Source organism: Sphingomonas sandaracina, assembly GCF_036663695.1.
Lineage (GTDB): Bacteria > Pseudomonadota > Alphaproteobacteria > Sphingomonadales > Sphingomonadaceae > Sphingomonas.
This window is the reverse complement of record NZ_JAXOJK010000001.1, coordinates 798405-811536: the sequence shown is the minus strand read 5'-3', so window position 1 is coordinate 811536 and position 13132 is coordinate 798405. Positions and strand designations below refer to the sequence as shown.

11 protein-coding genes are annotated in these 13132 nt (G+C 66.1%); 2 read left to right on the top strand and 9 right to left on the bottom strand.

Annotated features, from left to right (window positions below; translation table 11 throughout):
• Window positions 1-32: 32 nt before the first annotated feature.
• The 9 genes from U1707_RS03535 to mepK form a co-directional block, all read right to left on the bottom strand.
• Window positions 33-863: a sugar phosphate isomerase/epimerase family protein gene (locus U1707_RS03535; RefSeq protein WP_332798722.1), complete on the bottom strand. Its 831-nt coding sequence runs from the start codon at window positions 861-863 to the stop codon at window positions 33-35.
• Complete coding sequence (locus tag U1707_RS03530; RefSeq protein ID WP_332798721.1) at window positions 860-2380, bottom strand: YcaO-like family protein; 1521 nt, start codon at window positions 2378-2380, stop codon at window positions 860-862. Before U1707_RS03530 ends, U1707_RS03535 begins: the two co-directional genes overlap by 4 nt.
• Window positions 2377-3192 (bottom strand): MBL fold metallo-hydrolase, encoded by an 816-nt coding sequence (locus U1707_RS03525; RefSeq protein WP_332798720.1) that lies wholly within the window; start codon window positions 3190-3192, stop codon window positions 2377-2379. Before U1707_RS03525 ends, U1707_RS03530 begins: the two co-directional genes overlap by 4 nt.
• Window positions 3183-4178: a Gfo/Idh/MocA family protein gene (locus U1707_RS03520; protein ID WP_332798719.1), complete on the bottom strand. Its 996-nt coding sequence runs from the start codon at window positions 4176-4178 to the stop codon at window positions 3183-3185. Before U1707_RS03520 ends, U1707_RS03525 begins: the two co-directional genes overlap by 10 nt.
• Window positions 4179-4180: 2 nt before the next feature.
• Window positions 4181-5275 (bottom strand): class I SAM-dependent methyltransferase, encoded by a 1095-nt coding sequence (locus tag U1707_RS03515; RefSeq protein WP_332798718.1) that lies wholly within the window; start codon window positions 5273-5275, stop codon window positions 4181-4183.
• Complete coding sequence (locus U1707_RS03510) at window positions 5272-6165, bottom strand: HD domain-containing protein (RefSeq protein WP_332798717.1); 894 nt, start codon at window positions 6163-6165, stop codon at window positions 5272-5274. The genes U1707_RS03515 and U1707_RS03510 overlap by 4 nt, the downstream gene beginning before the upstream one ends.
• Window positions 6162-7340 carry an inositol-3-phosphate synthase gene (locus U1707_RS03505; RefSeq protein ID WP_332798716.1) on the bottom strand — a complete coding sequence of 393 codons (1179 nt, stop codon included), beginning with the start codon at window positions 7338-7340 and terminating at the stop codon, window positions 6162-6164. The genes U1707_RS03510 and U1707_RS03505 overlap by 4 nt, the downstream gene beginning before the upstream one ends.
• 499 nt (window positions 7341-7839) lie before the next feature.
• Window positions 7840-9315: a L,D-transpeptidase family protein gene (locus U1707_RS03500; protein WP_332798715.1), complete on the bottom strand. Its 1476-nt coding sequence runs from the start codon at window positions 9313-9315 to the stop codon at window positions 7840-7842.
• Window positions 9316-9446: 131 nt separating this feature from the next.
• Window positions 9447-9983, bottom strand: coding sequence for a peptidoglycan L,D-endopeptidase MepK (gene mepK, locus U1707_RS03495; protein WP_503676856.1), 537 nt, complete (start codon window positions 9981-9983; stop codon window positions 9447-9449).
• 209 nt (window positions 9984-10192) lie between these two features.
• Between mepK and U1707_RS03490 the strand changes: the two genes are divergently transcribed.
• Both U1707_RS03490 and U1707_RS03485 read left to right on the top strand, forming a co-directional pair.
• Window positions 10193-11647 carry a L,D-transpeptidase family protein gene (locus U1707_RS03490; RefSeq protein WP_332798713.1) on the top strand — a complete coding sequence of 485 codons (1455 nt, stop codon included), beginning with the start codon at window positions 10193-10195 and terminating at the stop codon, window positions 11645-11647.
• Between the two features lie 105 nt (window positions 11648-11752).
• The gene (locus U1707_RS03485) at window positions 11753-13081 is read left to right on the top strand and encodes a class I SAM-dependent methyltransferase (protein WP_332798712.1); all 1329 of its coding nucleotides are present in this window, start codon (window positions 11753-11755) and stop codon (window positions 13079-13081) included.
• Window positions 13082-13132: the final 51 nt, after the last annotated feature.

Genomic DNA, 13132 nt, shown 5'->3' with positions numbered 1-13132 from the left:
GAAAAAGCGGCGCGAGACGAAGCAGATCCGCATCAGGACAGGGCCGCCCGAAGGTAGGCGATCGACTCCGGGATCGCCTGATGCGCGCGCGGGCTCTCCCGCGACAGTTCGACGCACACGAGGCGGTCGTATTCGATCGTTCCCAGCGCGGTCAGGATGGCGGGAATGTCCATGTCGCCCTGGCCGAAGGGGAGGTGCGTGTGATCGCCGCGCCGCATGTCCTCGACGGCGACGGTGCCGAGACGATCGGCATAAGCCAGCACCGCGGCATCGGGGGCGATATCCTGCGTGACGAGGCAATGGCCGGTGTCGAGCGCGAGCATCAGGTCGGGATGGCGGTCCGCGAGACGTGCATAGTCGGCGACGGTTTCGATCAGCATGCCAGGCTCGGGCTCCAGGCTTACCGGGATGCCAACGCGCGATGCATGCTCGACGACCTTGCCGATCTCTGCGTCGAGCCAGTCGAGCGCGTCAGCATGGGCGACGCCCGGCTTTGGCACGCCGGCCCAGAACGAGACCGTCTCCGCGTTCAGGATCGCGGCGATTTCGAGAGATCGGGCCAGGAATGCGACGCGGCGGTCTCGGCCGGCCGGGTCGGCGGTGACTAGCGTCGGTTCGTGCTTGTCGCGCGGGTCAAGCAGATAGCGCGCGCCGGTCTCGATCACCGACCCTAGCCCGAGCGACCTTAGCAGCGCGCCGACGCGCTCAGCCTCGCGCGTCCAATTGTCGGCAAAAGGGTCAAGGTGGTGGTGGTCGAGTGTCAGTGCGACGCCGTCATAGCCCGCATCGGCGATCAGGTGCAGCGCGTCGTCCAACCGGTGGTTGGCGGCTCCGTTGGTGTTGTAGGCGAAGCGCAGAGTCATCGTGGCGCCTCCGTTTCAAGGCTCCGCTCGCTCCAGGCGACATGATGCGCCTCCGGCTCGCGGTAGAGCGGATACAGCGGCCCGACGATCTCGTCAGCCAATGCCGTATCGAAGAACGGCTGGCCGCCGAGCCGGGCGATCGCGTCGTCGGTGAGACGGACGGGCCGGCGCGTCGTGCTTTCCTCCCCACCGAAGCTGACCAACGGGCTGTCGAGTCCGATCAGCTTGGCGACGTTGCGCTCGCCGATCCGGTAATAGCTCATCGTCTCGACCTCCATGCCGGGCACGATCACCTTGACCACCGCGACGCTGGCGTCCGCTGGGGACATGTCGACGTAGAGAATGTCAAAACCCGCGGCCTCGACGGCTTCCCGCGCCAGCCGTCCGCGAGCCCGTGCATCGGGAACGTCCGCGCGCGGCAGGTCGGTAAAATCGCGGCGGCTGCGCTCGGCGAGCATCGTTTCGGCGAGCCAGTCTCTGAGCGTCGCCGCATCGACGTCGGTCCAGCGCTGCATCTCCGAAAACGCACGGCTGTCGCTCGACTTGGCGGCGCCGCCGGCCTGCGCCATGAACCGGTCGATATAGCCGCGCGGGGCGATACTCTCGGCGAGCGCCATCGGGCCGTGCGCGAAGGCTTTGCGCGCGCGGCTCGCGGCATATTCTGCGATTGCCTTGGCCAGTGCCTCCGCCGCGTCGGGATGCGCCGCCTCGCCGCAGGCGGTTGCCATGATAGGCACAGTGGGATCGCGCGCGTCGACACCGACGCAGTAGACGTTGGCAAGGCCGAACTCGTCGGTGGCGAACTTGGGGATCACGCGGACGTCGGCGGCAGCGAACCGGTTGATCAGATCGCCGATCTCCGCCGGCAGCGAGTCGGGTAGGTCGATCGCGACGCCGCGGTCGAGCGCGCGGAACAGCAACCCGTTGCCGTCGCGCTGAAGGATTTCGCACAGCCCGTGACCGATTGCCCAGTCGAGGTCCGGTCCGGCGCCCATCCCGTTGGAAATGATCGTCGTGAACGGCACGTAACCCGGCGCCAGTTCCTTGGCCGAATAGGCGGCGAGGTCGATCGGCACGAGCACGCTGGAGCCGTCCGCCCACCGCCTGGCCTCGACCCAGTCGAGCGGGGTGTCGCGTCCGACCGGGGACCCTGCGGGAAGGCACAGGGTCAGCGGATCGGCGATACCCCGATCGCCGCGTTCTCGGACGAGGTCGGCATAGCTGCCGTGCGTCTTGCCGCGCGCCGACAAGGTGAGCGTCGGCCAGACCATCTCGGCGATCTCGCCCAGGGCACCGAGGATCGCGGCCTCGTCGATCGCGCCATAGCCGACGCCGTACGGCATGATGCCGCCCAGCTCCGCGGTCTCCGGGAACAGCGCGACCACCCAGACCGGGATGCCGACGCGGTCGATTGCGTCGATCGGGAAGGCGACGATATCGCCGGCGGGAAACGCGTCGAGATACAGATGGCAGGCCGCGCCGAGTTGTTCGGGCAGGCCGGTGACAGTGCGGGTCATAGCGGGATCCTCTTCACGCCCGGCGCGCGGGCCAGCGCCTCGTCGAGCACGGCGATGGCGACGTCTCGACCGACTTCGGGGGCATATTCGAACGGGGTCAGGACGGCGTCGAACGCCAGCGGCGCGATCACCGCGCGGTAGTGGCGGATCTCGCCGTGGGTCAGCGGGATGTCCTTGTGGAAAGCCTTGTGGCTCGAAATCGCCTGGCTGACGCCCGCCGCATCCTGGTCGATCTTGAACATATCGCCGCAGAACAGGCGTCGGCCAATAGCATCGTGGAGCGCCGCCTGGCCCTCGTAATGCCCGCCGACGTGGTGCAGCGTATAGCCCGGCGCGATCTCCAGCACGTCGTCATACGGCGTCGTGACGCGGAACGCCTTGGTCATGCCGAGGTCGTCCTTGTGGATCGCGAGCATCTCCGGCGCGCACTCGCGCTGGAGCTGGAACAGCGCACCATAGCCATGCGCGTGACTGGCCGCGAGATAGCGAATGCCGCCGAGCCGTTCGATCTGTTCGAGCATCGCGGGCGAATAATAGGGCGCCGCCTCGAAGGCGATATTGCCGCCCTCGCGGACGATCAGCCAGCCGGTACCGCCTAACCCCAGATGGGGCGTCGTGGTGAAGGCCCAGAGATCGTCGGCGACCTGCCGCCAACTGCCGTCATGGCTCGCGGCGACGTCCTGTTCGGGGAGGAAGGACCAGCCGTCCTCGGGCAGGTCGTTGCGCGTATCGTTGCACACCAGGCAATCGGCGGGCGCGAAATGGCGCTGCCAGAAACCGCAATGCGCGCAGGCGTACCAGCTCAGAGGCATGATCGCGCCTCGGTATAGGCGGCGTCGAATAGGCGCATCAGCGACAGGTCCCTATGAATCGAGAAATCATGCGCTTCGCCGCGGACGGCGGCGGCGAACGCGGCAGCCTGCGCGGCGAAGGGCGACAGCGCGGCGTCGAAGGGCAGGGCGGTCTCATTCCCGGTCAGTGCGCAACGCCGGATCACGGTGCCGCCCTCGGTCTGGCCCATCGTGTCGGTCGCGACGAGCAGGCCGTCCTCGCCAAGGATCTCAAGCCGGCGACGGGGCAGCACTTCGGGGCAGTTATACGCGACATGGCTCTGAACCAGGATGCCGCCTGCGGTGCGACCCGAGAGGATGCCGCCATCGTCGACCGGATAGTCGTGGATGCGCCGCTGCAGGTCGATGTGCAGGCGCGCGAGCGGTTCGTCGACCAACATCGCGGCGAGATCGAGGCCGTGGAGGGCGAGGTCGATGACCGCGCCGCCGCCCGCCGCTGCCGGATCGGCGCGCCAGTTGCAGCCGCCGCCTTCGCCGGAAGGCGACCAGCTCGGGTCGACCCAGCAGGCATAGACGATCCGTACCGCGATCGGTCGGCCGATCGCCCCGTCGCTGATCGCCTGCGCCATGGCGCGGTGAGCAGGGTGGTGACGCTGGTCGAAAGCGGTACCGTACAGATGTCCCGTAACCGCCGCGCCGATCGTCTCGGCATCGTCCAGCGTCGCGGCGATCGGCTTTTCGCACAGCACCGGGACGCCCGCTGCGACGGCTGCGCGGACGGGGTCGGCATGGAGATTATTGGGCGTAGCGACATAAATGCAGTCGAGCGCAGCGTCGGCGAGCATCGCCTCGGCGGTATCATAGGCCAGAATGCCGCCCGACATCGCGCTGGCCTGCGCCATCGACGAGGGGTCGGCGATCGCGACCAGCGTCCCGCCAGCCGCGGCGATGCCCGGTGCCATATAGTCGCGTGCGACCCAGCCGAAGCCGACGATGCCCCAGCGCATGCTCACCACCGCGGCGGCAGGTCGACGACGCGGCGGTTTCGCGCCGCATCGCCGGTGTCCGACAGCCATGTTGCAGCCGAGCCATATTCCACGCGGTAGCGATCGGAGGGCCAGCGCGGCGTATCGCCTTCGAGCAAAGGGTTGGGTTGCAGCACCGCATTGGCAACCGGCATCGCCAGCCCGCCGGTCAGCGTGCGCGGCGCACCGGCGTCCGTCTCGATGATCGACCACGCCTCGGTTCCCGGATCGTCGAACCAGCCGGTCGGGACGGGCGCATCGCTTGCGAGTAGAGCACGCCGCAATTCGCGCTCGTCATAGGCGATGGCGGCCGGGAAGAGCGTCGCCCATTCGTCCGAGGTGCGGGCCGGGCCCATCGCACCGCCTGCGACTGCGGCATTGTGGAGATGGCTGACCGCGAGCACGCCGCCTGGTGCGACGGTCTCGCGCAACAACCCGGCAACCCGCGGCTGATCGGGCAGGAAATAGAAGGCGTCGTGGCACGCGACGAGGTCGAACTGTTGCGTTTCCACCGGCCACCGACCGGCAGCGTCGAACACGACATAGTCGGCGGCCGGCGCGACCCAGTGCTTCGCGAGCCAGCATTTCGAGAACACCACGTCCGCGCCGACACACGCGACGCCGCGCGCCGACAGTTCGCGCAGATAATGGCCGATCCCGCAGGCCAGTTCGAACGCGGTACCCGGCTCCCGCCAATGCGCCTCGACCAGCGCGAGCCCGGCAAGATAGGTCGGATCGCTCCAGCGATGCGCGAAATAATCCGCGACGGGCCCCATCCGCAGCAACGCCATCGCCGCGCGCAGTGACAATGTGTCGCGCTCGCGGACGAGCCGTTTCAGCTCGCCGAGATCGGTCGCAGGGCCGGTCCACCACGCATCCTGATCGGTCAGCAGCGCGACCAGCGCGTCGTCCGGGCAGTCCGCGTCGAGATGGTCGAGCGCCACCGCGACCAGCCCCTCGCTATCGGTCCGCAGATAGGGGATGCCGTCGACCACCGGCCAGCGCTCGCCGGGTGCCGCTAGCGAATGCGGCGTGTCGGCCACAAGCGGCCGGCCGGTGACGGGCGAGCGGTAGGTCACAACAGGCCGACGTCGGCCAGCACGCGGTCGTGGAAGTCCTTCACGGGCCCCGCGTGGACGAGTTCGTAGGTGTGGAGAACGGTGTCCATCGTCGCCGAGGCTGCGCGGGTGTGCTGTTCGATCTCCAGCACGCGGTCGAGCACGTCGGCGGCATGGAACGCGCGTGCTGCCGGTGTCGCGTCGCCGGCGATTGGCGCGAGCGCGGTGCGGACGTCGGCTGCGACCGCTGGATCGAGCATCGCCATCGCCTGTTCGCGCGCCGCGTCGATCACACGGTCGAGCAGGTCGCCGAGCAGCACTTCGCCGGTAAACCCCGCATCGGGCATCGCCGCATTGTGGAAATGATGCGCCATCGACGCGAAGAACACCTCTGCCGGATCCGCGCCGTAGCCGGGCGCCGCGAGCACGCCGTACACCGCGACGATCAGGCAATGCTCGGCGTGGTTCTCCGGCGGCTGGAGCAACAGGCGCGGCCGGCCGGGACAGGTGACGCCCGCGCGGGGCTGCGTCGCCAGTTGCGCGACGAACCGCGGCACCGGCTCTGCCCCCGGTGCGCCCTCCGGGAGCGCTCCGCGCAGATCGGCCGCCAGCGCCGGATCGAGCAGGACCGCAACCTCGTCGAAGCCACGTTCGAGCACAGCGCACGCTTCCGCGTCCGACAAACCAAGCTCCGCCAGCGTGACCCGGTCGAGATCGCCCAACCGCGCCGCAGCGAGCGCAGCCGCGACCGTGCGACGCATCACCACCGCCGGCGCTTCGCCCGCCGCTAGCGCAGCCCACCCGCGCGCGAAAAGTCGCTCAGCGATCGACCCGTCGCGCTCGGCCGACCGGATCCGCTTCAGGGCGCCGAGTTCGCGCAACAGAGGGAGATGCGCCGCGTCGAACTTCACCGGCGGTCGAGCCAGGTGTCGAGGATCAGCTGTTGCTCGCCAAACGCGTGGATCGGCTCGCCGCCATCGGCAGTCTGCGGCATCTTGAAGAAGATCCCCATCTGGTCCTGCACGCCGCCTTCGCCGCGCGATTGGGCGAGGGCCAGGCAGCGCGCGATCTCGATCGCGAGCGGCGCGGCGAGCACCGAATCCTTACACAGGAAATTCAGCTTGAGCTGCATCTTCTGGCCAAGAAACCCCGTTATGTCGATATTATCCCAAGCTTCCTTGTTGTCGCCGCGCGGCTTGTAATAATGGATCATGATGATGTGATCCTCGACCGGATAGCCGAGAATCTGGTCGAGCACCGACTTCTTGGTATCGACCTTCGACGCAAGGCTCTTGGGATCGTCGAGCGCAAGGCCGTCCGAATTGCCAAGGATGTTGGTCGAAAACCAGCCATCGACGTGCAGCGCCCGGTCACGCAGCGCCGGTGCGATCACCGTCTTCAGCAGCGTCTGGCCGGTCTTGCCGTCCTTGCCGGCGATCGGCACGCCGCGCTGGCGGGCAAGCTCGGCAAGCGGCGCCACGTCGGCGGCGACCGACGGGGTGAAGTTCGCATAGGGCGTGTCGCTCGCGATCGCCGCATAGGCGTAGAGCATCGCCGGGCTGATCGCCGCATCGTCGGCGTCGAGGCCGCGTTCGAAGCCTTCGACGCTGGTCAGCGCATCCGCGCCGAGATCGGCCTTGCGCTCGGTTGAGGCCAGATTGATCATTACGACGCGGTCAAGATTCTGCTCGGTCTTGAACCGCGCCAGATCGTCCTGGATGTGCTTCACCGCGGCCCGGTGGCCAGATGCTGCGATCTTGTTCGCGCCGTCGATGTTCGCACAAAAGTCGACCGATCCGACCGCGGGCCAAGGCCGCATGTCGGAGAGGCTCGACGCACCGTTGGCAAGCTCGCTTTCCGTCAGCACGCCGTGCTTCAGCGCGGCGGTCGCGAGGTCGTCATGGCTGAGGTCCCAGCCACCGAAATGGAGGTCGCGGTATGCCGCCATGCCGTCCACGTCGCGGCTGGCTAGAGGCAGACCCGACAGGTCGTTCGACCCTGCGCGGATCATCGCGATGCCCGCGGCCGCGGTGGTGGCCACCGCGCCATTCAGTCCGATCACTGCGATCCCGACCCGTTCGCCCATAGCTACGTCCCTTCAATTTAGATGGCGTGGCTAGCCAACCGATAAGCAAAGTCCACCGATGTCTACGCAAACGCCAGCTAAATTGCGCCGGCGATTACATATGTTTCCGTTTGCCGAATGCGCGATCAAATAACGGGACCTTACGGGACCAGTCAGGTTCGCGAGCTCGATGGTGGAAGTCCAAAAAGTGCACGATGCCAGACCAATGGCATTTCGACTGCGTCCGTGGGACATTCACCGGACGCACGTCGTGGCCTTCGCAGTTCGACATGATCGATCCGGCTACTGGTTTACGTTCGAACGAGCGGACATCGCCATTTTCCGCTGTCGAAACGGTCTCACCCAGATTTCAACGATCTCGTGAGACCGACATGGTATCCGCGTGAACCGCCTCGCGCCGACCGCTACGAGCGGTCGGGCATCGATCGATCAGCGGGAGGCAGGCGCGCGCCGCCACCTCCCTCGAAACCACGGTTTGCTATGCCCGGCACCACAGGGATCACGGACCGACGTCGATCGCCTGGGCCTCCGCACGCCGTGCTGCGGCCTTGGAGAAGCCGAGCTGCTCCGCGATCGGATCGTTCCAGCCGTAGGGATCCGTGCGGAATGCGACCGCCCCGTCGTCGCCGATATAGACATTGTGGTAGAGCAGTCGGACCGGGATACGGGTCGGCAGGGGGACGAATGTCATCTCGCCCGATGCCTGCGCCGCTTGCCATGCGTCCGCAACGCCTTCGTCGTCGGCCAGCATCTGCGCGAAACCCACTGCATCCTCGACCCGAACGCAGCCGTGGCTCAGGTGACGTTGACTGCGTTCGAACAATGCCGGCGCGGATGTATCGTGGAGGTAGATCGCCTGATCGTTCGCCATGTCGAACTTCACGAGACCAAGCGCATTGTCTGGTCCCGGCTGCTGGACGATCCAGCCGTCGCGCAGGACCATGTTGTGCGCCTGCAGATAGTCCGCTCCGACGTTCGCCATCTCGCCGTTCTGGATCGATTTCGGTACGGTCCAGGTCGGATTCGCGACGAGCCTGAAGATCGGCGAGGAAAGTGCGGGGGTCTCATGGCCCGGTTCCCCGACGACGACCTTGCGCACGTCCCGCATCGTGCCGTCGTGGTAGTATCGAAGCTGCGCCGCGGCCGTGTTGACGTCGATCCTGGTCGCCGGTGACGTCCGTGACAGCCAGCGGCGCCGCTCCAGCGCTACGGCGAGCGAACGGGCGCGGTCGCCGGCACCGAGATTGAGCACTTTCAGGGTCTCCGGACCGACCACCCCGTCCGCGGCGATGCCATAGTCGGTCTGCAACCCCTTCAGCGCGTCGGCGATCGCCTGGGTATAGAGCCGGCGCGTGGGGGACGAGGGCACCGATGGCGACGGATCGGTGGCGGCCCCGGTGGCCACCAGATAGCCGTTCTCCCTCAGCTGATCGGCAATCGCCGATACCCGCTCGTCACGATTGCCGACCCGAATAAGCCCGCCTGATATCGCCGGAGCAGACCCTTCACCGGACGCTGCCTGGCTGAAGCGGCGATAGGCATCGGACAAGGCACGATATTCGGCGTCCTGCGGGGCCAATGATCGAAGCCACTCGGACAATGTTCCGGCCCGAAGCGCGGTGCCGAGACCCGCCACGACGTCCGTCTTCGGTCGGGGAAGGGTGTAGACCTCGTGCAGCGATGCTGGATCGATGCGACCGTTGGCCAGCGCGTCCGCATAGTCGAGCGCAGCTTGCGACAGCGCGACATCAGCGCTTGCCGCGTTTGGGTCCTGCGGGTCGGCGGCGCGGAATGCCAAATGATCGAGACCATGCTGCCCGCGATCCGCAAGTGCCGCCTCTAGAGCCTCCGCATTTGCCGGAGACCAAAGCGCCCGCCATTTCGCCTTGGCATACAGCGTCCGCAGCTTCGGGTTCGTGACGTCCCCCTCGGTGATCGCAACGCCGGCGTTCGCCGGTCGAGCGACGGCGGCCACGGGAACGTCCTGTGCGTAAACTGCTCCGTTGGTCAGCAGGACGAGCAGGGGGAGGGTGCGTAGGCATTTTGTTTTAAACGGCATTTTGCGTCAACGAGCGAACGCGCAATCTGGCTCAGCGTAAATACGCATCAGCTCCAGTGGCGCAGGGGACCCGTGTCGACATGGACGAAGCCGTCATGCGGATAATAGCCCACGCCCCCGCCGCGCAGCGATAGCGCCGCGTCGCGAAGACGGTTCAGGGGCACGCCGGGGATCGCGATGTCGGTCGCCTTGCCGAGCATATGCTGGCTTTTGCTGGCAACGCCGTGGGACCGACTATGCATCATGCCGTTCGTCTTCGGACTGCGATAGCCCGACACCAGCTTCAGCGGCTTGCGCGCGGCTATGTCCAGGCGATCGCGGACGCCGACCAGCAGGTCGAGAAGTTTGGGATCCATGGTCCGAGTCGCGCCCGTGCGCCAATCGCGCATGGCATGGTTGAGTTCGGCCAGGCCATCCGCGCGGTACCGGCCGCCAGCGAAGAAGCAGGCATCGTAACGCTCGCCGTTATTTGCATTGACCAATACGAGGCGACGCTCGGGCGCCCGCGCCGAAGCCTTTTCCGATAAGGCTGCCATCACGAGTGCAGCCGTTCCACCGCTCAGAAGATCGCGGCGTGAAAACAAAGAGTTAGGCAAAATGTCGCTTCCGGTCGATGAGAGGCCCGACACATAGCGCAAGAGCACTGAACAGGCCGTTTACCTTTTGGCGTCTTGTCGTACCGAATGAACCGTTCATCGGATTGTCATCGTTTGTGGTCCATCCCGGAGATCTGAGGTCGGGCTGGAGCAGGCCGGTCGGCAGCGCGGCCTAAAGCGTTTTGTGGGAGTGACGTGTGCGTTCAACATCGGGAAAATCGCTGGCTTTGGGCCTGTTGCTGTCGGCCTGCAGCGTCAACGTCGTGCCGGACCAGAACGCGACGTCGAACGCGGCCGCGGCGGCCACCCCCGCCGGGCCCGCTCGGTGGAGCGACACGACGCGAGGTCAGTTGCGCAAGGCGATCGACGCCCGCGCCGCGCACGGCCTTGATCATGTCGATTTCGGTACGGCGTCCGGACAGGATGCCGACGTCACGCAGCAGGCACTGCGTTTCGCAGGCGCCCTGGTACGCGGCGCGACGGATCCGACCAAGCTCTACGAGGTCTATACCGTGCCGCGGCCAACGCCCGATCTGAAGGCAGGACTGGCCGCGGCGGTGCAGGCCGGCGACGTGACCGGCTGGTTGAATAGCCTCGCGCCGGGCGACGCCAACTACAAGAAGCTGTCGGACGCCTACCTCAAGCTCAGGCAACAGCCGGGGGCACCGGTCACGGACATCGCCAGCACGGGCAAGGCGATCGAACCCGGCGCGGCGGATCCGCGCCTGCCCGCCATCGCGCGCGAACTGGCCGTCCTCGATTATCTCGATATGAATGCCGCACGAGGCGAAGGATCCGGGGGCGATCAGTATGGACCGGCGATGGTCGCGGCCGTGCGTCGGATGCAGGCGGACTATGCGATGAAGCCCGACGGCATCATCGGCGGCGAGGCGCTTGCCATCCTCAACATGTCGGACGTCGACCGATCGCGGGCGATCGCCGTGGCCATGGAGCGATTGCGCTGGCTGGAGCGTACGCCGCCGGCGACCCGCATCGACGTCAACCTCGCTGCGGCGCGGCTCACCTATTGGCGGGACGGCAAGATCGTCGACAGCCGCAAGGTCATCGTCGGCGAGCCCGAGACCGAGACCCCCCAGCTGGGCTCGCCGATCTTCAGACTGGTCGCCAATCCGACCTGGACGGTGCCCCGCTCGATCCAGAAAAAGGATCTCGCCAGGAAGGGCGCAGGCTATCTCAAGGCGAACAACATGGTCTGGAAAAATGGCTGGATCGTGCAGCAACCCGGACCGAAGAACTCGCTCGGGTTGGTGAAGTTCGACATGCAGAACGATCACGCGATCTACCTGCACGACACGCCCGCCAAGCCGTTGTTCGCCATGGTCCAGCGTCAGCGTAGCCACGGCTGCGTCCGTGTCGAGGATGCGCTCGGGTTCGCCGGGATCCTCGCGAAGGACGGCGGGGTGCTGGACCAATGGCACCAGGCGCGCGCGACCGGCAAGGAGACCTTCGTCAAGCTGCCACGACAGATCCCCGTCCGAATGCTGTACCAGACGGTGCTGTTCGACGACACCGGCGAACCGATCGTACGCAACGACCCATATGGATGGGACGATCGCGTGGGCGCAGCCTTGGGCTTCAAAGCGGGCAAAGCCCTACGCGTGCAAAGTGGCGCGGCCGACGTCGGCCCCTGACGCGTGGATACGGGGTGGCGATAAAGGGGGGGACGCCGACGGTAGGCGCATTTTCCTCCGACCGTGATAGAGGCGTGGATGGGACCGTCACTACGCGAGAGTTATATGCCACGTATGCACACGGCTGAAATCGACAGGTTCGTCCACGCTGTCGATGCGTGTGGCGGAGACCTTGCGTCCGCGACGGTCCAGGACGCGTTCTATCCCATCGATCTCGATTTCGATGCGGTCGTGGATCAGTCGTCCGACCCGTTTTCGGCATCCTATTTCGATCAGCAGGTCGCGCTGTATCGCGAGATCGCGGCTCGTGCGCTCGATCAGTCTTCGGGTGAGTTGCACGACGACGATCTTCGACCGCTGCTGACTGCGGCGAACCCTACGGGGGTCGCCAACGCCGCGATGTTGGCGGAAAGCATGCGGGCGTTGACGACGATGCTGTCGCTATCAACGCTCGGCGCCGCGCCGCGCATATTGGACCTCGGCGCCGGCCACGGCCTCAGTTCCGAAATCTACGCGTATGCCGGCTGCAAGGTCCATGCGATCGATATCGATCCGGCGCTGGGGGATCTGAGCCGCCGCCGCTCATCGGCGCGAAACCTGGACATCACGCGCGACGAGATGAACTTCGACGACCTCGGCGGAGTTCCGGACTCCGCCTATGATGCCGCCTTTTTCTTCCAGTCGTTCCACCACTGCCTGCGACCATGGGATCTGGTCGAGCAGCTCAAGTCAAAGATCGTACCGGACGGCATCATTGGTTTCGTTGGCGAACCCGTTCAGGAAAACTGGTGGAAAAATTGGGGGATCAGGCTGGACCCCGAATCCATCTATGTCGCGCGCAAACGCGGCTGGTTCGAGAATGGATGGTCGCACAGGTTCATCAGGCAGTGCTTCGAGCGGAACGGGTTGACGCTCGCGTTCTTCACTGGAGGACTGGGGGACGGTGCGATCGGTATCGCAGCCGCATCCGCCGAAAAACTCGAGGCTGTCCGCGTGCAGGCGCGCGCGCTGGGTCTGTCGGAAATATACCGTGTCGACGAGTTCGCGATCCCGAACGACCTGTTTCTGACCCATTCGGGTAAACCCACGACCTTGATCGACCGGCCGGCGTTCACGCAGGTACCAGACAGGAAAGGTGCCTTGATCTACGGTCCGTATGTCGACCTGGAGCCGGGCTTGTACCAGGTCACGGTGATCGCGCAGCGCTCTGCGCCCCGTCCCGGGTTGAGCCTGCCCGTCCTGACTCTCGATATCCGTAGCGAAGGCGTGTCGGCGCCCTTGTTCAAGCGTCGGCATTTTGGATCGTTCTCCGATCCGACACTTATCTGCCATCGCTTCGAGGTCAGGACGTTGGCACGCCGGGTGGAAACCAGGATTTTCGTCGCCGGCGAGAATTGGACCGCGACGCTGCCCGTCATCCAGAAGATCGGCTAACGAAGCCTTCGGTCGGCGCCCGGTTCGCGACAAAGGCGGCAATCGCCAACT

Bases quoted from the DNA above. Each gene is read 5' to 3' on its own strand.
- U1707_RS03505 (WP_332798716.1), bottom strand. From the start codon at position 7,340: ATGGGCGAACGGGTCGGGATCGCAGTGATCGGACTGAATGGCGCGGTG.
- U1707_RS03530 (WP_332798721.1), bottom strand. From the start codon at position 2,380: ATGACCCGCACTGTCACCGGCCTGCCCGAACAACTCGGCGCGGCCTGC.
- U1707_RS03525 (WP_332798720.1), bottom strand. From the start codon at position 3,192: ATGCCTCTGAGCTGGTACGCCTGCGCGCATTGCGGTTTCTGGCAGCGC.
- U1707_RS03520 (WP_332798719.1), bottom strand. From the start codon at position 4,178: ATGCGCTGGGGCATCGTCGGCTTCGGCTGGGTCGCACGCGACTATATG.
- U1707_RS03485 (WP_332798712.1), top strand. From the start codon at position 11,753: ATGCCACGTATGCACACGGCTGAAATCGACAGGTTCGTCCACGCTGTC.
- U1707_RS03535 (WP_332798722.1), bottom strand. From the start codon at position 863: ATGACTCTGCGCTTCGCCTACAACACCAACGGAGCCGCCAACCACCGG.